The following is a 19,427-nucleotide window of genomic DNA, read 5'->3' as shown; positions in this document are numbered from 1 at the left end:
ACGATTAAATCATTTGAAAAAAGGAAACGTTGAACAATACCGGTTATGCAGACGGATATACTTTCTCCTTTCGTTCTTCCATCATCTTTGCTACCTCAGCTGCTTCTCCGCCTTCCGCTTTAAGATGATCGATAATATGATGATAACTTTTTTCATCCCGGTTCTGGCTAAGCTTAAACACATGCTCCACTGAGTTTACTTCAATTTCAAATGCAACGATGGCTTTCAGCAGGGGACTTGTGTATTCATGCGATAAATTATTGAACACTGTTGTTGCATGTGGATCATGCTGTTCGTAATGAGAACTTAATTTTTGCAATGCCTCTTTCAACCCCTGTTCATCCAGAAATGAAATGCTTCCTCTTGCATGCACACTAACATAATTCCAGGTACTCGCCTGATGCGGATCTTCATACCAGGTAGCGCTCACGTACGTATGCGGACCAGTAAACACGACCAACACTTCGGGATTTTTTTCAAACGCCAGTTGATGATCCTGTTTTTTCATCATATGACCCAGCAAGATCATCTTTCCATTACGCTCTTCAAATAACAAGGGAATTTGTGTTGCCACTGAACGTCCATCTGCATTACCGATCAACATTGCAAACGGATGCTGTTTCATAAAATCAGTCACAACCGATTGATCAGGTTCTTTGAAATGAGTAAGGTTATACATAAACCAAAGTTAGCAAAGCATCTACAAAAAAATAACGGCGGGCTAAAAGCCCGCCGTTCCTTATCACAATTTCATTTTCATCTTCGATTGAACAACAGATTGATAATGGCGAGAATAACAATAGCACCTAAAGCACCAGTTAAAATTGCACCCACCAATCCTGTTCCAAAACTAATACCCAGTTTGCCAAGCAACCAGTATCCCACAAAACTTCCAAGGATACCAACTACAATGTTACCAAGCAATCCAAGTCCGCCTCCTTTAAAGATAAATGCTCCCAGCCATCCGGCCAGTGCGCCAATCAAGAGTGTTGCGATCAGTTCCATGATTCGTTTTTTTTAGTGAGTAATAAAGTGGAAGCTACACATTGTAATGCACAACAGGTAACTTCTTTTATGATGCAACAATGTTTTGCATCAAGTTCAATTACTCCCTAATCATAAACTATACCACAGTTGTAAGTAATTCAGTTGCAGGCATCTCGGCATTCCGCATCGCAATGCTTCGTACAGCAGCGGCTGTAAAATCTTGAAATGCTTTTTTGGTAACGCTATCGTCACTTGCCATGATCGGCATTCCGTAATCACCACCTTCACGAATGCTTTGCACCAATGGTATCTGCCCGAGAAAATTCATTTCAAATTCATCAGCCAAACGTTTGCCACCATCTTTTCCGAAAATATAATATTTGTTATTCGGCAATTCAGCAGGAGTGAAATACGCCATGTTCTCTACCAAACCAATAATGGGCACTTTAATTTGCGCCTGTCCAAACATTGCTACGGCTTTCTTTGCATCAGCCAATGCAATATCCTGTGGAGTGGTTACAACAATAGCACCTGTTACGGGAACAGTTTGTACCAATGTTAAATGAATATCACCTGTACCCGGTGGCATATCGATCACTAAATAATCCAATTCTTCCCACATTACATCCGTTACAAATTGACGGATTGCACTGCTGGCCATTGGTCCACGCCACACAATGGCATCTTTTTCATTTACCAACAAACCAATGCTCATGAATTTGATGCCATATTTTTCCATGGGCACGATCATGGCTTTACCATTTACCTCCGTCATCTTCGGACGTTCGCCCCTTACACCAAACATAATAGGTACACTTGGTCCGTAAATATCTGCATCCATCAAACCAACTTTTGCACCACCTTGTGCCAATGCAATCGCAAGATTTGCACTAACAGTACTCTTCCCTACGCCACCTTTACCACTTACTACGGCAATAATATTTTTCACATTCGGCAATACCGATCTTGCATCTTTCCGGTTGCTCGTTGTATTCGATGTAAAGTTCACGATCACAACCGCATCTTTATTTACCAGCAATTCAATGGCATTGGTTGCTGCACGTCCCATCATATCCTTCATGGGACAAGCAGGCGTTGTTAATACAATGGTGAAGGAAACTTTATTTCCATCGATCACTATATCCTTGATCATATTTAGCGTAACAAGGTCTTTACCAAGATCGGGCTCCTGCACATTACTCAACGCCTGCAGCACTTGTTCCTTTGTCATATCGTATTATTATTTGTTAAAAAAGTGAATAGAAACGCAAATTTAGCCATTGATCGCTTTCAAATAATGAGGCAAATCATGTTTTGGCTTATTTTTGAAGCAGATGAAGAAATTTCTACTCCTTGGACTCCTGTTTGTATTGCTTGCACCTTTTGCCGTTAAAGCTCAGTTTGAATCGTTCAAAGATTCCGTGGTACAATTATATGGTGTGGTAATGACCGCCGACAGCCTTCGTGGACTGCCCGGTGTTACGGTGAAACTCCGCAATCAAAACCGGGGAACGTTTACCAATGAACAAGGTGTGTTCAGTATTGTGGTGTTGAAAGGCGATATTATCGATTTTACCTATGTGGGGTTCAAAGCAAAAGAAGTGGTCATCCCCGTTAATATTGAAGGCAATTCCTTCAGCGTAATACAACTCATGGTGGTTGATACGGTTTATTTACCTGCCACCATCATTAAAGCAAGGCCACGACGGGAACAGTTTGAACGGGAGTTTGTAACGGCCGATGTGCCCGCCGATAAAATTGAAATTGCACGACAAAATACCAGAACGGCTCAATCAAGAATTTTACAACAATCGCTCCCACGTGATGGTGGTGAAAACTCACGGAATGTGCAACGTCAATATGCACAGTCGCAATACTACAACGGGCAGTTCCGTCCGCAGAATATCTTTAACCCGGTTGCCTGGAATGAATTTATACAGGCGTGGAAACGGGGAGATTTTAAGAAGAAAAATTAAACTTGCCACCAAGGCACGAAGACACAAAGCCGCACAAATAAGAATTAATTTTCAAACATTTTCCGGATATCAAAATCATTTTGTGTCCGGGCTATTGTCATTTCCTCAACTTTTGTTGCGTCGCACACTTGTACTTTTTTTTCTTTGCTGAACTTTTCAGGGTTGCCAACCTTTGGAAGGTAGGCAACCCTTCTTCGTGATTCTTTGCGACTTTGAGTCTTTGTGGCAAGTCTTTATCATCACGCATTCTAATTCCCGTCATACAATCAACACTGGTCTTTCCTTATCTTGCAACCAATAAAAAGCATAGAAATGAAACAGATTGCAGTTGTCGGTGCAGGAACCATGGGAAATGGAATTGCACATGTATTTGCCCAGTATGGATTTAACGTAACACTTATTGATGTAAATCCAGGTCAGTTAACAAAAGCGATGGAAAGCATCAGTAAAAATCTCGACCGGCAGGTTGCCAAAGGCACTTTAACCGAAGAACAAAAACAAAGCACATTAAAAAATATTACTACAACACACGATTTGTTGAAAGGTGTAAGTACAGCTGAATTGATTGTGGAAGCTGCTACTGAAAATATTGAACTGAAGCTCGACATTTTTGAAGAGATCGATAAAGCAGCTCCGGCCGGTTGCATCTTAGCCAGCAATACTTCATCTATTTCCATTACAAAAATTGCATCAGTAACCAAACGACCCGGTATGGTAATTGGCATGCATTTTATGAATCCTGTACCGGTAATGAAACTGGTAGAGATCATTAACGGATATGCAACAAAAAAAGAAGTGACCGATCAAATTGTGGAGTTAAGCAAGCAGCTTGGCAAAGTACCCTGCGTGGTAAATGATTATCCCGGATTTATAGCCAACCGCATTTTAATGCCGATGATCAATGAAGCGATTTGCAGTTTGTACGAAGGTGTTGCCGGTGTGGAAGAAATTGATACCGTAATGAAATTGGGAATGGCTCACCCGATGGGACCGTTGCAATTAGCTGATTTTATCGGGCTGGATGTTTGTCTTGCTATATTGCGTGTGTTGAACGATGGTTTTGGTAATCCAAAATATGCACCTTGTCCGCTGCTGGTGAATATGGTGACTGCAGGTAAGTTAGGCGTAAAGAGCGGCGAAGGATTTTATACATATACTGCAGGTAGCAAGGAATTAGTAGTGAGTAAGAATTTTAAAAAATAATAAATCCGGTGTTGGTCAGGCGACCAACAAGGGCATTCGACCAATAAGGCATAAAGCATCTATGATCAAGCAAACCGTTTTTTCGCTTTTACTTTTTATTGTTACACTCACTGCTACAGCACAAATTGAAGCAGGCAAAGAATTTGTTTACAAACCAATTAACTGGAAGATCATTATTCCGCAGGGCACTACTGTAGTTTCACAACAGGAGTGGCAACGATTGGAACAAAAAGGTGCCGAAGCGATCGAGAAAACATATGGCGAGAAAGTTGAAAGCAACGCCACTACCCTTTTTGTAGTAAAGTACGACGACTTAAATTATTTTGAAGCGAATCAGCAGCCTTACGATTCAATTACCGACCCTGATTACCCCGCTTATTTTCGAACTGTAAACGAAGTTCTTTACGAAACCTTCAAAGAACAAATTCCAAACGGAACAATTGACACTGCTTCATCAGAAGAATTGATCGCAGGTTTGTTGTTTCAGAAATTCCGGATCAGCATCAGCATGCCCAATAATATCGTTATCCGGCTGTTTATGTTTAGTCGTCCATTTGGCGACAAAGAATTTACTGTTAACATCATGTATGTAGATGAAGAGAAAGGAATACGCATGATGAGTGCGTGGAAGAAATCGACGTTTGGGAAGTGAGGTGCCTTGTGTAAGGTATAAAGTTGATTGCTTCTCCAAAGATTGTATGGTACTAACTACGACCTGTCTGCCGATAGGCAGGTACAAAAAGTATAACACTATAATATTGATTTTCAGATGCTCTCTTTTTTGTGTAGTATCATATTATATCATAAATTGGAATGTTATAGGCAACTAATATGCAACTTCCCGTTTACATAGGTTATGACAAATTTCGCCAAGTTGGTTATGTGACAATTACCTCAGACCGCATAACCAATGTTGACATTTCATTTTCGTTTCCCACTCCTATGGGTCACGCAGAAAGGTTTGCTTTATACGTAATGCAAGGAAAGGAACAACCTCAAACAACTCTTGAACTTAAACAGGACACACAGTTTTCTTTTGCAATTAAAAAAATTTCAAGAGCTGACTTTGCATACCGAAATTCAAGTTTGACACACGAACTTATATCAAACGACTTAAAAAAATATTTTGACAACACAAAGTTTTTTACAAAGCCTTCATTTGCTCAAAAGCTGACACTCTCTTACAGTCTCAAAAAATTCTTCTGGCAGACACAAGACTTCAAAACACACATTTATAAATACGTTGCGACAAGTTTTATTAGTTTGGCTATTGGTATCATTGGGACACTTATTCTTATCAAACCTTGCGACAATACAAAAGGTTCGGACAAACCAAATATTACGACACCACCAACCGATACGTTAGGTAAGCAACTAGTGACCCCCATAACAGGTGACACACTAACTCACCAACCCATTCATAAAACAAAGACACCTTAGACTTTTTATTATTTCGTGACATCCAAAATTCGTTTGGTATAACTATAACATTGGGGCTTGCTGCTATACTAGCGGACGAATAAAATATCATCTTTTTATTCGCTATCAGCTTTAGTTACAGCGGACGGAATGCTATTTGGCTTTTAATTATTAAATTCAACATCATATTTTTAGATGGGCTGCGGTTCCGGGCTGGACATTATAAATTCCAGCACAGCAGTAAGCCCTGCCGTTTTGCGTCACTTAACATTCTTCAAATGCGTTATTCATTTTACTATATATCGGGTTTTATCTTAGGACTAGTAATGTTGTTTTATTATCTGAAAGGAATTTTGTTTCTCCTCCGCCAAAAGAAATTTTTTAGTTTAACTATCTATTTCGCAGCTTTGACTTCTTCCATTTTTGCCTCTCAAAAGATCTTAAAAATTGAGGACAACTATTTGAGGGTATGGTGTTTTACTGGATTATTGATGATTTACATTGTTTTGTTTCTCTTCCCACTTATATTTATTCCGAATTCAAAAGAGCATCAGAGTTCTAAGTTTGGGAAAAATAAAAAAATAAACATCCTTCTCATTGCAGTTGGAATTGCTGCGTGGCTAGCAGGGCTACTATTCAATGCAATTACGAGCTATACTATTATTCTTCTAGTAATATTTATGTATAGTTTTTTAATCGGTTCGTACAATTTATTGATTCAGCTTAAAATGGTTAAAAGACTATAAATCCCCAGTTGGCGTAAGCGTCTCACTTGTGCCTTTCCAATGAACATATGATTTCGGTAAATCGCACAAGCGAGGCGCTTGCGCTAAAAAATAGTGCGATATATCTCGACATCAGGAATAAGGATCATTGCGCAACCGTTCCCTCAACTTCATTTCCTTTGTTTCAAGTATCTTCGGAATCCATATTTCAACAACATGCGTCATTTCTTTTCAATTCTTCTCATCAGTCTTGCATCATTCATACTCAACAGTTGCAGCAGCCGTACTACAACGAAAGCAGCCGATGAATGGAAACCGCTCTTCAACGGCAAAGACATCAACGACTGGATCGTAAAAATTCAGCATCATGAAACAGGTGTCAACTTTGGCAACACCTTTCGTGTGGAAGAGGATATGATCAAAGTACGTTATGATCAGTATGATAAATTCAATGAACAGTTTGGTCATTTGTATTATAAAACACCTTACTCCTACTATCATCTCAAAATGGAATATCGTTTTGTAGGCGAGTGGTTTAAAACAGCACCTTCGTATACATTGCGAAACAGCGGTGTGATGTTTCATTCGCAAGACCCACGCAGTATGCCGAAAGAACAGGATTGGCCCATCTCGGTTGAAATGCAATTCCTCGGCGGACTCAGTGATGGCAAACCACGACCCACCGGTAACATGTGTTCGCCGGGAACAGAAATCGTGTACAAGGGAACCATGTATCCGGGGCATTGCCTCAACTCCACATCCAAAACATATGATGGCGAACAATGGGTGAGTGCAGAATTAATTGTGTTGGGCGATTCGTTGATCACGCATATCATTAATGGCGATACGGTATTGCAATATTCTAAACCACAAATTGGTGGCGGCGTAGTGGCCCGTTACGATCCCAACATAAAACAAGATGGGAAATTATTGAGCAGTGGTTTTATTGCATTGCAAAGCGAAGGCCAGCCGATTGATTTCCGGAATATCCGCATCAGGGATTTATCGCAGCAGTACAAACAAAAATAGAATGGTTATTTTTTCAGCGTAAGAATCACTTCTGTTCCGCTGCCGGGTTTACTGGATACAGCTAGTGCCGCATTGATGGAGGCGGCTCGTTCTTTCATGACAGTGAGGCCGTTGCTTTTTTCAATTTGAGTAACATCAAATCCTTTCCCGTTATCAACAACAGCAAACGACAATTCAGTTGTTGTTTCTTTGATTGTGATGGATGCAATAGTTGCGTCTGAATGATACAATACATTATGCAATGCTTCCTGGCAAATCCGAAAAATGTCGAGCTGCAGTTCCTTGCTCAATAATTCATCATCACAACTTCCCTTCAGCTTACAGTCGACAGAGCTGATCAGACTGAATTCATTGCAATGCCATTGCAAAGTTTCAACCAATCCAAGATCTGTTAACATACCCGGGCTGATAGTAAACGAAATACGTTGAATGGTTTTGATCAACAGTTCGGCAATAACACCTGCATGTTCCAGCCGTGTTGAAATTTCATCGGGTAACTCTGCTTCTTTTGTTTTGATCCAGTCAATATCGATTTTCAAAACGGCGAGCAGTTGTGCAAGCTCTTCGTGCAGCTCAACGGAAAGATATTTTCTGTCACGCTCAATATTGCCTTTGAAATGATTCGCTAATCCTTTAAAGCGATTGTATTTTTCTTCAATTTGCAGTTCTGTTTCTTTGCGTCGTGTTACATCTTTTGCAATCGCAAACACCACTTCCCGTTCAGCAAAATAAATGGAGGTCCATTCAAGCCAAACGATGCTTCCGTTTTTATGAAGATATCGGTTCTGAAAATTAACAAGCGGTTGCCCTTCGATCATCTTTACACGTGTAAGCTGTGTAAGCTCTCTGTCGTCGGGGTGCACAAAACTACTGATTGGCCTTGCAAACAATTCCTCATTGGTATACCCAAGTTTTTTACTAACAGATTGATTGATCCTGCGGAAATAGCCATCCTTTCCTGCGATACAAACAAGATCGGGAGTAAGTTCAAAAAAAGGCAAGAGTTCAAATTCAGCGGAACTTTGGGACATCATCCCGATGAAAATACAGAAATCTGCAAATATGAAATGTAGTACAATCTATTTTTTGTGATAAGTATAATTTGAAAACACGTTGCTTGAAATATTAAAAAATCAGGAATACCAAATCAGGCTGTTTTACAATTCTGTATATATGCCATTTATTTACTTGATATCATTTCACTTTTGAAATATAGAACGGCATGAAATTACTCAACGTTTTCATTCACCTGCGCCATCCACTACCGGCCAACTGGAACAATTCTTGATGCGATTAAAAGTATTAACAACAATATCTGTATCGTAATTGTTTTACTTGAAATGAATAGATATGTTGAAACAGCCTTACATACTTGCTATTCTTCTTACTTGCTATTTACTGGCATATGTTGTATTGCTGCATCTGAACATTTTGCCGGATGTAACCATGATCATGTTTTTCCTTTCGCCTTTTCTGATCATAACACTTGTGTACAGTATTCTCTGCCATGGAACGTATGATAGCCCCGAATTAAAAGACGACGAACACTGGGGTTACCAGGATCGTCAACCGAAGTAAATAACCGACGTCGCATTTCACTGCAGATCTTACTTGCACTCCGTTTGTCAGCTACTGTATGATTTAATCATATTCTGCTGCTGCATCGTTTTGTAAATAATTAATTTGCACCAACTAAAATTTTTCATACATGAAACAATTCTGTTTACTGCTGCTTGGTAGTTTCCTCTGCCTTTCAACTTTCGCACAAATTCCATTAACTGTTGCTCCAAGTGGTGGCAATAAAAAAGCATCGGTGAGTGAACGGATCGGTTTAACAGATGTAACGATTCATTATGATCGTCCGGCCGTGAAAGGCCGTGAAGGAAAAGTATGGGGTGAGCTGGTGCCTGTTGGTTTTACCGATCCTGGTTTTGGCAGCAGCAAATCTGCTCCCTGGCGTGCAGGTGCCAATGAAAACACAACCATTGAATTCAGTACCGATGTTACAGTGGAGGGGAAACCATTGAAAGCCGGCAAGTATGGTTTGTTTCTGGCGTATGATCCAAATGGTTCAACCTTGATCTTATCAAACAACTCCACTTCATGGGGTCATTATTATTACGATGCAAAAGAAGATGCCTTGCGTGTACCTGTAAAAGCAGTGGCACTTGATAAATCAATTGAATGGTTGAAGTACGAATTCATGAATGAAAGTGAAGCAGGCGCTACGGTTGTATTGCAATGGGAGAAACTCATGTTTCCTTTTCGTATTGAAACTGATTATGTGAAAGAACAGATCGCTTCTTTCAGAAAAGAATTACGAACAGAAAAAGGATTCATCTGGCAAAGCTGGAACCAGGCAGCAAGCTGGTGTTTGCAACGTAATACAAATTTGAACGAAGCACTGCTGTGGGCCGATTCTGCTACAAGTACAGGCTTTGGTGGTGATCGTGTGTTTGGTGCATGGGCTGTAAAGGCACAATTGCTGGAAAAACTTGGTCGTGCAGATGAAGCAAGCAATGTAATGAAACAGGCCATGACGTTTGGTAACATGCAGGACCTGCATCAATACGGCCGCCAATTATTACAACTGAAAAAAGCAAAAGAAGCGCTGGAAGTTTTCAAACAAAACCATGCAAAAAATCCGAACCAGTTTACAACGTTGATGGGTTTGGTGAGAGGCTATTCTGCTACTGCAGATTACAAGAATGCATTAAAGTATGCCAACCTTGCACTACCGTTAGCACCTGATCAACCCAATAAAAATAATGTGCAGACGATGATCTCTAAGTTGAAAGAAGGAAAAGATGTGAATTGAAGAGAATTTGTATCGATAAGTAAACAGATAAAAAAAACCTCCGAAATTTCGGAGGTTTTTCTGTGGGAGCACACGGGCTCGAACCGCGGACCACTCCCGATTGTAAATCGGGATGCTCTAAACCGAAAGAGCTATTAATGCTTCAATGTATTTTCTCGACTTCTTAGACTTGATCTCTTTTTCTCTTTGAATAGCATCCTGCTTATTATTAAAACACTCTGTATACTTTACTATCCAATCACCTGAACCTCCGGTGAATCCATTGTGATTCGAATTGTGGCGGCGTAGTCTTTCTGCAATTATATCGCCAGTGTAACCAACATAATATTTATCAAACGAAATGGAATATAAAATGTAGACGGTGTAAGTCATGCCGTAAAATAAAGAAACCTCCGATAAATCGGAGGTTTCTTTGTGGGAGCACACGGGCTCGAACCGCGGACCCTCTGCTTGTAAGGCAGATGCTCTGAACCAACTGAGCTATGCTCCCGTTTGGGGAGTGCAAAGATAAGGGGATGAGTTATTCAGACAAAAAAATCTAAAAAAATCTTTCAAGTTTATTTTTTCGTCGGAATAATGAAATCCATTGGTCGTTTGCGGATGTAGCGCCAGAGAATACCCAGGAATTCCGGATAATCTTTCAATTTAATGCCTCTCGATTTTACTGCCACGTAAAAAGCAAATCCAAAACTCACAAAGAAGTTGAGAAAGCCGATCAACCCAACACCCAGCAGTACAGTGGCGAGATAGCGGTAACTAATAGCCTCCTCTAATCCATAATAACCAATAGCGGTATTACCTGCAGAGATCGTAATGTGGCGAATGTCAAATGGCACGCCAAAGGTTTTACCAATAAATGCAGCCATCCCGAGGAAAAAACCCAACGATACACTACCGGCTATGGAACCTAATTTCTTTTCAACTGTGCTTACCAACCAGCGTAGTTGTCGCTCACCTAAATAATGACGAAGTGTTGGATGCAGTTGAATGCGTTGCGGCAATTGTGCATACACAACATAATTCTCCACCCAACCTGCAATCAATCCGCTTAGAAATAAAAAGAAACCGGTAAAGCATGCATACAACAATGCAAGACTTTGAAAGGGATGTTGACTCTGTAATAACTGCAATGCAGCAGCTCCGGTTGCAACCCTGTTTCCGGTTACTTCAAAAAACAACATCGCCAGCAAATAAGTTAGCGGAAAAACAACTAATAGATTTCCAGCAAATGAAGCCAACTGACTCCTTGACACCTGTGCAATGGTAACAGCGAGGTTATCAAGATCAGGACGTCCCTTGAGTTTGCTGCTATCAAGCGAACTGGCAACAGCCGAAGCCGTGAAGGCTGGTTGTTTGGTTGCAAGTGTAGAGCCGGTTGACTGGATCAGCAAGAAACCAAAACTGTAATTTGTACTGTAAGCAACGGCTTGCCAAAAAGGAGCCAGCGTTACTTTCATCAGCAGATTTTTGAATACCGCAATAAAGGAAATGATCAGACCTCCGCCCATTGCACTTAAAAAAAGTGCATTGAATTCTTTTCTTGTTTTGGTAATAAAGGTTTCTCCTCTCCGGCCTCCATGTTCGGATATTTGGTAAGCCAACAATCCCATATTCTGCGACAGAAATTCTTTTACACTGTTCTTCCTGTTTTGATTTCGAACAACTGTGATGAAATACGTAATAAACCGATCAACATCAAACCGGTTATCGTTATCAATCGCATCGAGCAACATGAACATCCGTTCTACATGTTGTTCCATGCGTGTAAGCAAAAATGTTTCAGCCAGGCTTGTACCTGATTCCCTACGTTGTTCTTTGATCCATTGAATGCTTTGTAAGCAGTTGTGTAATGCTTCCGAAATTCCGGCAGCTATCATTTTCTCATCACTGATCGGATGTGCTTTTTGTTTTCGCTCGATGAACAGATTCACTAACCTGTTTTGTTCCATAAAAGGAAATACCGCATCATTTACTTCGCTATATTGCCGGGTAACTTCTTTTTCCAACCCCATCATGGTCAAGCGGTACGACAATACCTGCATTGAATGAATTAGTTGTGATGTAAGTGCGGGTTCCGATAAATTCACTTCTATACCGATCCGTTCAAAAAACGATTTCCACAATTCCGGATCAATTTTTTCGATCCAGACATAATCGTTCCGTTTATAAAAAATACGTTCAATTACAAAGAGAAAATCAGTGGGCTTTAATAAGGCAGGAATAATTTTATGTTTCACTTTCAAACCAAGTTCCTGGATAAATCCTCTTGAACTTAACAACCCGCTTTCGGTCAATGCAGTAGTAAGGTCGCTGCCGGTGAACTGTGATAACAATGCACGGCGAAGTGAAAACAATAATGACCGGTCTTCGTGTAATTGAAATAAAAAGGCTTTGAATTTCAGCTCTATATCTTCGGTGTTTGTAACATCTGCCGGTCGAATTTTTCTGAATAATTCAACCAGGAAATCCAACCCTCTGTTAGTAGAATTGATGGAAAGCACAATTGCTTTGCCTTGCTCTTCCGGCACTTTCTTTTTAGGCAGTAGTTTGAATTTCATATAATTGAGTAGCTGAGAACGAATATATGACAAGTATTGTGCCTTGTTAGTTGCCTGAATAATATCAAGTAATTATTTTTTTAGCCCTTCTTTTTATAAATTTGTGTTTTATGGCCGATCATTCTACATATACCAAAGAGTTAATTGAAACCGACGTTCTTACAGATGTGGAAGAACCCTGTCGCCTGATCATGTGGAATGATGAAGTGAATACATTTGAATGGGTCATCGAAACCCTTGTTGATATTTGCGGTCACGCTCCGGAACAGGCCGAACAATGTGCCTGGCTTATTCACACCAAGGGAAAATACGCCGTAAAAAACGGTGCGTATGATGATCTGAAACCTTTATGCGATACAATTACTGAGCGGGGTATTGGTGCAACTGTTGAAGTGGTTGTCTGATTTGTTGTTTCCGGCCCTATCCTGTTACTTTACACATGCCCCTTCCTTTTTTATCTGATGCGCTCTGGTTTCCGCCTGTTGAAAAAGCAGCGGAGGATGGGTTGCTTGCTTATGGTGGCGATTTGCGTACCGAACGTCTGTTGTTGGCCTATCGGAGCGGCATCTTTCCTTGGTTTAACCAGGATGAGCCTCCGCTCTGGTGGTGTCCTGATCCACGTTGTGTTATTTTTCCCGATGAATTGTACATCAGTAAAAGCATGCAGCAACTGTTGAAACGAAAAGCATACAGCGTAACTATCAACAGAAATTTCGCAGCCGTTATTCAGCAATGCGCCGCAACACGTGAAGAACAGGAAGGCACATGGATCACAACCGACATCGAAGAAGCCTATACAGAGCTACATCGATTAGGCTACGCCGTTAGTATTGAAGCATGGCAACACGATGAACTGGTGGGCGGATTATATGGCATCCGCATTGGGAATATTTTTTTTGGTGAAAGTATGTTCAGCAAAGTGAGTAACGCCAGCAAATACGCATTCATCACTTATGTTCAACAACTAAAAAAAGAAGGTATTGTGTTGATCGATTGCCAGATCCATACAGCACATTTAGAGAGCCTGGGTGCAAGGATGATCCCGAGAGAAGAGTTTTTGAAAATTGTAAAACAGAACATATGAGCCGATGCCGATCCATATGTTCTGTAGCAATATTTATTACTGAACAATTTTTCGGGGCCTGAATGAGAATCGTTTCAACCACCATACGATCACAGCAGCTATTATCAGCAATGGCCAAATATAAACCAACCCGATCAGTACGTCTCCTACTCCATTCCATCCGGTTAAAAAAGCGGTTTTTACTTTCTCCCACAAACCACGATTGTCCGGATCGGCAGCAGTTGCGTTGAGCACCTGATAAAACGTAAGATGAATGGTACTCATAGCTGATGCATTCGACAGATAGTTAATACGACCGGCAGCACTTTCAATTTCTTCCTGTATTTCGTTGATCTCGTTTTGCACCTGTAAGATCTCCTCCATATTTTTTGCCTGCTTCAACAAATCAAGATAACGGAGACGAACCTGCTTCTTTGCTTCCAGTCTTGATTTTGTATCCACATATTGTGTTGTTACATCTTCAGAACTGATCTTCTTCTCATTCATTTTTCTATCACCGTTTGTGAGATAATCAACAGCAGATTGGAACTGATCAACGGGCACTTTGATGGTAATTGTATTTTCAATTTTATAGTCCGTTTCTGTTTGTTGCTCATCAGCAATATAACCGCCAAACTTATTGGCTGCAGTATGCACAAGTTGATTAAACTTTGCATACTCTTTTACTTCAACGTTGAGTGAACCTGTTTTAATGATCTTCTTATTCCAGTCGGGTTTACTGGCTGGGACCTGTGATGGCTTTACTGGTTGCTTTGCCTGTTGTTGATCACCAGATTGCGGTGGTGTAAATGCTGCCGCCGAATCGGTAACTGCTGTTTCCATTGCTGACTCCTCCATTTTCAAATTCGGTGAATGGAGCAGAACATCAGTCGATTTACTCTTTGCTGATTCAGAATGATTGCAAGCCGCAAACACAAACAGAAGCAGAATGAAATGTATGTATTTCATAAACTAATTTTTAATCAGATGCAGAAAAATTGGATTTGCATAAAAGAAGCCGGTTGATAGAAACATCAACCGGCTTGCATCGTTAACGGCGCTGCTTCTTAAAATAGAATACGGAACTGTCTTTATGCATGATTGTAAATGCATCAGTTGTCAATGCTAATACCTGAACGGACTGTTGATCGGTGAGTGAATCGCCTTCATTAATAGCTAGATGAACGCTGTCTTTCCATTCATAGGTTCGTTTCAACGGAAGAACGGTATCGTTCAATAACTGTGTAATACTTCCATCTTCTTTAAATTGAAACCGATACCTGGTGAAATTTGTATCGAGTGAAAGCATTAATAAACCAATGCTGCCTGAGTCGCCTGCTGCAACAGAGTCGATCATCCATTCGCCAATGATGTTTTGTTGATACGAAGTAGTTGTTTGTACTGCTGGCTTCTTTGTTTGATAATAATAGTACAAAGCTCCGCCTGCGGCTGCCAAAACAATGACAGCCAAAATGATTTTTTTCATTTTGAAATTTTTTGATTGTTTTTAAATGAGAAGCGAGATGCAGGAGCAGCGAAATACTTGCTGAATTCATTTGCCGGCTAGCAAATCATTCAACTGCTAATGTATCGTTCATAGTAAGGATTGATACCACTAACTGTAAAATGTAACCTTCAAAATTTGTTAAAGAAAATTAAGAGAGAGTATCCTTTGATTTATTGATTCTTTTCAAATCAACAAACATGGACCGATAGTCTTTGAAATTTAAACCAACATGAAAAGCAAGAACCCAAAAATACGGCTGAACATATCTAATTTCTATCGACCAGGAGTTTAAGGTAAATTCAGTCCGGGTTGCATATTGAATTGGCATAATAGACAATACATCAAATAACAAAAAAGCAATTGTTATAATACTTACAACCAAAAATATCTTTCGTTTGATAAAAAACAAGACAACAGATACATATAAAAAGACAAGACTGATGTAGTGAATATTCGCTAAACTATATTCAGGTCCCATACTTCTTAGCTGAAACCACGAACTAAGATTTAGATAAACACAAAAAAGTAAGGGTAAAATTTTGGCAGTATTGAAGATTTTGCTTCGCATCTCATTTTACTTCTTAATTCTTGGCTCACTCTCCCGCCAATTCCAATACAATATCCCATTCTGCATCTGTTACTTTCCCTACACTCAAACGTCCTAAACGTAAGAGATCCATATTGGCCAATCGCTGATCGGCTTTCATCTGTACAAGTGTAACCGGCTTTTTGAGTTTACGTACAGGTTTAAAATCAACTACTACCCATGCATCTTCTTCCGTTGTTGGGTCTTGGTATGCTTCCTTTACCACTTTTGCAATTCCTACAATTTCCAATCCTTCGTTGCTATGATAGAAAAACACTTCATCGCCTTTTTTCATATCACGGAGATTGTTACGTGCCGCATAGTTGCGTACACCATCCCAAAACGTTTGCTTGTCTTTTACAAACTGATCCCAACTGTATTTAAAAGGTTCTGATTTGATTAACCAATGAGCCATGTTAATTTGAAAATTTATGAATTTGAAGATTTGAAAATGAAAATACAAATTTGAAGATAATTCAATTTTCAAATTAACCCATCTTCAACTTTTCAAATTGTATTCTCACCATCCATTCGCTAACACATCAGCAATGTGTAATGTTCGCAGATTGTGTCCTTTCTGTTTGATGTAACCATCCAAATGCATCAAACAACTCAGGTCGGTGGAGATCATGTACTGAGCACCGGTAGCCAATGCATTGTTTACTTTCTGATCGGCCATGGCAATGGAGATAGGTTCAAATTTTACAGCGAATGTGCCGCCAAAACCACAACAGGTTTCTACATCATTCATTTCAACCAACTCCAATCCTTCTACATGCTGCAACAACTTACGTGGACCTTCTTTGATCTTGCATTCACGTAACGCTGCACAACTATCATGATAGGTTGCTTTGCCTTCCAGCTTTGCACCAACATTTTCAACTTTCAATACATCCGTTAAGAACTCACTAAACTCATACAAGCGTTTATTGATCCCTTTCACATCGTTATGAACCGATGAGTTATCAAATATCTTCCCGTAATAATTCCGCACAAAACCTGCGCAAGAAGCACTAGGCGATACAATGTATTCGCTACCTGAAAAATCGTTGAGGAATTTTGTTGCCACATCTTTGCATTCATCCTGGAAACCTGCATTGAAAGCCGGTTGTCCGCAACAGGTTTGATTGCTGTTGTATGTAACGGTGCAGCCAAGCTTTTCCAGCACCTTCACCATATTGAATGCGGTGGCGGGATATAACTGATCTACAAAGCAGGGAATAAATAATTGAACCTTCATGCTGCAACTCGCTGTATGCACAGCGTCTTTATTTCTTTAATGATTCATTCAACAGGATCATCTTAAGTGCAGTGATAGCACTTTCTTCACCTTTATGACCATGACTGCCACCAATACGATCTTCAGCCTGTTGCTGATTTTCTACAGTAAGCACTCCAAAAATGGTTGGCACATCCATCGACAGATTTAACTGCATTACACCATCGGTAACTGCTTTGCACACATAATCAAAATGAGGTGTATCACCACGCACTACGCAACCCAGCGTAATAAACGCATGCGGCCTTGTTGTGATGTGGCGTGATTTGTTTTCCCAAAAACGTTTTACAGCAAATGGAATTTCAACGGCACCGGGAACAGTAATGGTAATGATTTCTTTAACGGCAAATGCCTCCAATGTTTTCCGGCAACCTTTTTCGAGTTCATCCACAATGGCTGCATTCCACTCGGTGCGTACTAACACAACACAGGCACCCGAAAAATCGTGAGTGCCTGCATTCAATTGATATAAGTTACTATTGCTAACCTCTGCCATACTACAATTGGTTGAGCGATGTTGAATTAATCGATATTCACCACACCAAGGCGGGCAAGATACTTTTCTGCCTGTCCACCACTTGATGTTTTTGGATATTTTTCTTTGAGTGTTTTTAATAACTCGGTTGCCTTCTCTTTTTTCCCGATCACTTCATACGCCATGGCTGCACGGAATAAATTTTCAGAAGAAGTGTATTCATCTTTTTCATTGAGCTTGCCTGCTTTTTCGTACATGCCGGCACCTTTTTCTTTTTTGTCGGTACTCATATAAGCATCGCCCAACATACGCCATGCTGCACTTTGAATTTGTGTGGCATCAGTAGAAAAATCTTCCAGATGCTTGATAGCGTTGTTATAATCTTCTTTGCGGAGATAAATTGCACCTGCATAATAATGTGCAAGATTCGCTGCATTTGTACCGCTGTATGTTTTGATCACCTTTAAGAATCCAGCAGCAGAACCATCACCATTCAACGCAAGGTCAAGAGAGTCTTGTGCAAAATAAGCCTGCGCACGGCTCATCGCTTCGGTGCCTTTGGTTTCTTTTGGACCAACAATAAAATTCTTATAAACGAGATAACCTCCAGCCAGCAAGATCACCAATCCACCGATATACGTAATAGGCTTTGAAAAACGGCCCCAGAAATCTTTTGCCTGTTTTATGGCTTGCACATCGTTCAGTTCTTCCGCTGTTGTTTTTTTAATTTCAGACATTTTGAAAATGATTCTTGTTAAATACTGATTGTTTTACTTTTTGAATTAGTCAACTATGAATGGGTAATTCTGATCTACATATACATCTTTCAACAGTTCGTCCGCTTCAGGATATGGACTTTCTTCTGCAAACTTCACACTCTCTTCCACTTCTACACGTACACGCTCATTGATCACTTCTATTTCTGCTTCTGTTACACCAAACACTTCCAGTAGCTTCTTCTTTGATGTTTCGATTGGATCACGTTGCTTGTATTCTTCCACTTCATCCTTGGAGCGGTACTTCTGCGGATCACTCATAGAGTGACCTTTGTAGCGATAGGTTTTTATTTCTAACAATGTTGGTCCTTCACCTTTACGGCCACGTTCAACAGCACGAAAAACAGCTTCATGTACTGCTTCCGGATCCATACCATCCACCATATCGGCCGGCATATCATATGCATCCGCCAGTTTATAAATATCGATCACGTTACTGGTACGTCCAACGGAAGTACCCATCGCATAATTATTGTTCTCACAAATAAACACCACCGGCAGTTTCCACAACATCGCCAGGTTAAATGTTTCATGCAACATACCCTGACGTGCAGCACCATCACCAAAAAACGAAAGTGTTACATTATCGTTGCCTTTGTATTTATCAGCAAATGCCAACCCTGCACCGGTTCCAATTTGTGCACCCACAATACCATGGCCGCCAAAAAAACCAACATCCACACCGAAGAAGTGCATACTTCCACCCTTGCCTTTTGAACAACCGGTTGCTTTACCATACAACTCAGCCATACAGCTTTTTGCACTAACGCCTTTTGCAATGGCTAATCCATGATCACGATATGCAGTGATCATTTTATCTTCTCCTTTAGTGGCCGTCATACATCCGGCAGCAATTGCTTCCTGGCCGATATAAAGATGACAAAACCCTCTGATTTTCTGCATACCGTAGAGCTGACCTGTTTTTTCCTCGAAACGACGGAGTAAAAGCATCAACTCGTACCAGTATAAGTATGTTTCTTTTGTGAATTTAGTGGCCACGTCGTAATTTTTTTAGAGTGGCAAAGA

22 protein-coding genes and 1 tRNA gene are annotated in these 19,427 nt (G+C 40.3%); 9 read left to right on the top strand and 14 right to left on the bottom strand.

From position 1 onward, the window contains the following. Positions 1–43 precede the first annotated feature (43 nt). The 3 genes from WG989_RS13200 to WG989_RS13190 all read right to left on the bottom strand — a co-directional run bounded on the left by WG989_RS13200 (position 44) and on the right by WG989_RS13190 (position 2,218). Positions 44–679 (bottom strand): FMN-binding negative transcriptional regulator, encoded by a 636-nt coding sequence (locus WG989_RS13200; RefSeq protein ID WP_340430021.1) that lies wholly within the window; start codon positions 677–679, stop codon positions 44–46. A 77-nt stretch (positions 680–756) separates the two neighbouring features. Next, complete coding sequence (locus tag WG989_RS13195; protein WP_340430020.1) at positions 757–1,005, bottom strand: GlsB/YeaQ/YmgE family stress response membrane protein; 249 nt, start codon at positions 1,003–1,005, stop codon at positions 757–759. A gap of 118 nt (positions 1,006–1,123) precedes the next feature. Then, on the bottom strand, positions 1,124–2,218 hold the full coding sequence (locus WG989_RS13190) for an Mrp/NBP35 family ATP-binding protein (protein WP_340430019.1): 1,095 nt from the start codon (positions 2,216–2,218) through the stop codon (positions 1,124–1,126). A gap of 103 nt (positions 2,219–2,321) precedes the next feature. On the opposite strand from WG989_RS13190, the gene WG989_RS13185 reads away from it, so the two are divergent. The 5 genes from WG989_RS13185 (at position 2,322) to WG989_RS13165 (ending at position 7,339) form a co-directional block, all read left to right on the top strand. Then, positions 2,322–2,963, top strand: coding sequence for a carboxypeptidase-like regulatory domain-containing protein (locus WG989_RS13185; protein WP_340430017.1), 642 nt, complete (start codon positions 2,322–2,324; stop codon positions 2,961–2,963). A 312-nt stretch (positions 2,964–3,275) separates the two neighbouring features. Then, positions 3,276–4,166, top strand: a complete 891-nt coding sequence (locus WG989_RS13180) for a 3-hydroxyacyl-CoA dehydrogenase family protein (RefSeq protein ID WP_340430015.1) — start codon at positions 3,276–3,278, stop codon at positions 4,164–4,166. A gap of 61 nt (positions 4,167–4,227) precedes the next feature. Further along, positions 4,228–4,818, top strand: coding sequence for a hypothetical protein (locus WG989_RS13175; RefSeq protein WP_340430013.1), 591 nt, complete (start codon positions 4,228–4,230; stop codon positions 4,816–4,818). A gap of 179 nt (positions 4,819–4,997) precedes the next feature. Continuing rightward, positions 4,998–5,606: a hypothetical protein gene (locus WG989_RS13170; RefSeq protein WP_340430012.1), complete on the top strand. Its 609-nt coding sequence runs from the start codon at positions 4,998–5,000 to the stop codon at positions 5,604–5,606. A 920-nt stretch (positions 5,607–6,526) separates the two neighbouring features. Next, positions 6,527–7,339, top strand: a complete 813-nt coding sequence (locus tag WG989_RS13165) for a 3-keto-disaccharide hydrolase (RefSeq protein ID WP_340430011.1) — start codon at positions 6,527–6,529, stop codon at positions 7,337–7,339. 5 nt (positions 7,340–7,344) lie between these two features. Here WG989_RS13165 and WG989_RS13160 read toward each other — a convergent pair whose 3' ends face one another. Next, positions 7,345–8,370: a sensor histidine kinase gene (locus tag WG989_RS13160; protein ID WP_340430010.1), complete on the bottom strand. Its 1,026-nt coding sequence runs from the start codon at positions 8,368–8,370 to the stop codon at positions 7,345–7,347. Between the two features lie 319 nt (positions 8,371–8,689). Here WG989_RS13160 and WG989_RS13155 point away from each other — a divergent pair, with 319 nt between their 5' ends. Both WG989_RS13155 and WG989_RS13150 read left to right on the top strand, forming a co-directional pair. After that, complete coding sequence (locus tag WG989_RS13155) at positions 8,690–8,917, top strand: hypothetical protein (RefSeq protein WP_340430009.1); 228 nt, start codon at positions 8,690–8,692, stop codon at positions 8,915–8,917. A 130-nt stretch (positions 8,918–9,047) separates the two neighbouring features. Beyond that, entirely contained in the window at positions 9,048–10,157 is a 1,110-nt protein-coding gene (locus WG989_RS13150; protein WP_340430008.1) for a DUF2911 domain-containing protein, read from the top strand. 117 nt (positions 10,158–10,274) lie between these two features. Here WG989_RS13150 and WG989_RS20965 read toward each other — a convergent pair whose 3' ends face one another. From WG989_RS20965 to WG989_RS13140, 3 genes are all read right to left on the bottom strand, one after another. After that, positions 10,275–10,529: a GIY-YIG nuclease family protein gene (locus tag WG989_RS20965; RefSeq protein ID WP_445298479.1), complete on the bottom strand. Its 255-nt coding sequence runs from the start codon at positions 10,527–10,529 to the stop codon at positions 10,275–10,277. Positions 10,530–10,572: 43 nt separating this feature from the next. After that, positions 10,573–10,647 (bottom strand) — tRNA-Val (locus WG989_RS13145). Positions 10,648–10,714: 67 nt separating this feature from the next. Then, complete coding sequence (locus WG989_RS13140; RefSeq protein ID WP_340430006.1) at positions 10,715–12,715, bottom strand: site-specific recombinase; 2,001 nt, start codon at positions 12,713–12,715, stop codon at positions 10,715–10,717. Positions 12,716–12,825: 110 nt separating this feature from the next. Between WG989_RS13140 and WG989_RS13135 the strand changes: the two genes are divergently transcribed. After that, the gene (locus WG989_RS13135) at positions 12,826–13,119 is read left to right on the top strand and encodes an ATP-dependent Clp protease adaptor ClpS (protein WP_340430005.1); all 294 of its coding nucleotides are present in this window, start codon (positions 12,826–12,828) and stop codon (positions 13,117–13,119) included. Between the two features lie 35 nt (positions 13,120–13,154). Next, complete coding sequence (gene aat, locus WG989_RS13130) at positions 13,155–13,799, top strand: leucyl/phenylalanyl-tRNA--protein transferase (protein WP_340430004.1); 645 nt, start codon at positions 13,155–13,157, stop codon at positions 13,797–13,799. Between the two features lie 36 nt (positions 13,800–13,835). On the opposite strand, the gene WG989_RS13125 is transcribed toward aat, so the two are convergent. From WG989_RS13125 to pdhA, 7 genes are all read right to left on the bottom strand, one after another. Next, positions 13,836–14,747 carry a DUF4349 domain-containing protein gene (locus WG989_RS13125; RefSeq protein WP_340430003.1) on the bottom strand — a complete coding sequence of 304 codons (912 nt, stop codon included), beginning with the start codon at positions 14,745–14,747 and terminating at the stop codon, positions 13,836–13,838. An 82-nt stretch (positions 14,748–14,829) separates the two neighbouring features. Then, entirely contained in the window at positions 14,830–15,264 is a 435-nt protein-coding gene (locus tag WG989_RS13120; RefSeq protein ID WP_340430002.1) for a hypothetical protein, read from the bottom strand. 614 nt (positions 15,265–15,878) lie between these two features. Further along, the gene (locus WG989_RS13115; RefSeq protein WP_340430001.1) at positions 15,879–16,286 is read right to left on the bottom strand and encodes an EVE domain-containing protein; all 408 of its coding nucleotides are present in this window, start codon (positions 16,284–16,286) and stop codon (positions 15,879–15,881) included. Between the two features lie 105 nt (positions 16,287–16,391). Continuing rightward, on the bottom strand, positions 16,392–17,111 hold the full coding sequence (locus WG989_RS13110; protein WP_340430000.1) for a (Fe-S)-binding protein: 720 nt from the start codon (positions 17,109–17,111) through the stop codon (positions 16,392–16,394). A gap of 28 nt (positions 17,112–17,139) precedes the next feature. Next, positions 17,140–17,646, bottom strand: a complete 507-nt coding sequence (ribH, locus tag WG989_RS13105) for a 6,7-dimethyl-8-ribityllumazine synthase (RefSeq protein ID WP_340429998.1) — start codon at positions 17,644–17,646, stop codon at positions 17,140–17,142. Positions 17,647–17,672: 26 nt separating this feature from the next. Continuing rightward, entirely contained in the window at positions 17,673–18,362 is a 690-nt protein-coding gene (locus tag WG989_RS13100; protein WP_340429997.1) for a tetratricopeptide repeat protein, read from the bottom strand. A gap of 45 nt (positions 18,363–18,407) precedes the next feature. Then, entirely contained in the window at positions 18,408–19,400 is a 993-nt protein-coding gene (gene pdhA / locus WG989_RS13095) for a pyruvate dehydrogenase (acetyl-transferring) E1 component subunit alpha (protein ID WP_340429996.1), read from the bottom strand. Positions 19,401–19,427 lie beyond the last annotated feature (27 nt).

The sequence above is a fragment of the Lacibacter sp. H407 genome, from assembly GCF_037892605.1.
In the GTDB taxonomy this organism is placed as follows: domain Bacteria; phylum Bacteroidota; class Bacteroidia; order Chitinophagales; family Chitinophagaceae; genus Lacibacter.
Note: the sequence above shows the minus strand (reverse complement) of the source record. Positions and strands in the feature narration are given on the sequence as shown.

Excerpts from the sequence above, each read along its gene's own strand:
- WG989_RS13200 (WP_340430021.1), bottom strand. The coding sequence starts at position 679 with ATGTATAACCTTACTCATTTCAAAGAACCTGATCAATCGGTTGTGACT.
- WG989_RS13195 (WP_340430020.1), bottom strand. The coding sequence starts at position 1,005 with ATGGAACTGATCGCAACACTCTTGATTGGCGCACTGGCCGGATGGCTG.
- WG989_RS13190 (WP_340430019.1), bottom strand. The coding sequence starts at position 2,218 with ATGACAAAGGAACAAGTGCTGCAGGCGTTGAGTAATGTGCAGGAGCCC.
- WG989_RS13185 (WP_340430017.1), top strand. The coding sequence starts at position 2,322 with ATGAAGAAATTTCTACTCCTTGGACTCCTGTTTGTATTGCTTGCACCT.
- WG989_RS13180 (WP_340430015.1), top strand. The coding sequence starts at position 3,276 with ATGAAACAGATTGCAGTTGTCGGTGCAGGAACCATGGGAAATGGAATT.
- WG989_RS13175 (WP_340430013.1), top strand. The coding sequence starts at position 4,228 with ATGATCAAGCAAACCGTTTTTTCGCTTTTACTTTTTATTGTTACACTC.
- WG989_RS13170 (WP_340430012.1), top strand. The coding sequence starts at position 4,998 with ATGCAACTTCCCGTTTACATAGGTTATGACAAATTTCGCCAAGTTGGT.
- WG989_RS13165 (WP_340430011.1), top strand. The coding sequence starts at position 6,527 with ATGCGTCATTTCTTTTCAATTCTTCTCATCAGTCTTGCATCATTCATA.
- WG989_RS13160 (WP_340430010.1), bottom strand. The coding sequence starts at position 8,370 with ATGTCCCAAAGTTCCGCTGAATTTGAACTCTTGCCTTTTTTTGAACTT.
- WG989_RS13155 (WP_340430009.1), top strand. The coding sequence starts at position 8,690 with ATGTTGAAACAGCCTTACATACTTGCTATTCTTCTTACTTGCTATTTA.
- WG989_RS13150 (WP_340430008.1), top strand. The coding sequence starts at position 9,048 with ATGAAACAATTCTGTTTACTGCTGCTTGGTAGTTTCCTCTGCCTTTCA.
- WG989_RS20965 (WP_445298479.1), bottom strand. The coding sequence starts at position 10,529 with ATGACTTACACCGTCTACATTTTATATTCCATTTCGTTTGATAAATAT.
- WG989_RS13140 (WP_340430006.1), bottom strand. The coding sequence starts at position 12,715 with ATGAAATTCAAACTACTGCCTAAAAAGAAAGTGCCGGAAGAGCAAGGC.
- WG989_RS13135 (WP_340430005.1), top strand. The coding sequence starts at position 12,826 with ATGGCCGATCATTCTACATATACCAAAGAGTTAATTGAAACCGACGTT.
- aat (WP_340430004.1), top strand. The coding sequence starts at position 13,155 with ATGCCCCTTCCTTTTTTATCTGATGCGCTCTGGTTTCCGCCTGTTGAA.
- WG989_RS13125 (WP_340430003.1), bottom strand. The coding sequence starts at position 14,747 with ATGAAATACATACATTTCATTCTGCTTCTGTTTGTGTTTGCGGCTTGC.
- WG989_RS13120 (WP_340430002.1), bottom strand. The coding sequence starts at position 15,264 with ATGAAAAAAATCATTTTGGCTGTCATTGTTTTGGCAGCCGCAGGCGGA.
- WG989_RS13115 (WP_340430001.1), bottom strand. The coding sequence starts at position 16,286 with ATGGCTCATTGGTTAATCAAATCAGAACCTTTTAAATACAGTTGGGAT.
- WG989_RS13110 (WP_340430000.1), bottom strand. The coding sequence starts at position 17,111 with ATGAAGGTTCAATTATTTATTCCCTGCTTTGTAGATCAGTTATATCCC.
- ribH (WP_340429998.1), bottom strand. The coding sequence starts at position 17,646 with ATGGCAGAGGTTAGCAATAGTAACTTATATCAATTGAATGCAGGCACT.
- WG989_RS13100 (WP_340429997.1), bottom strand. The coding sequence starts at position 18,362 with ATGTCTGAAATTAAAAAAACAACAGCGGAAGAACTGAACGATGTGCAA.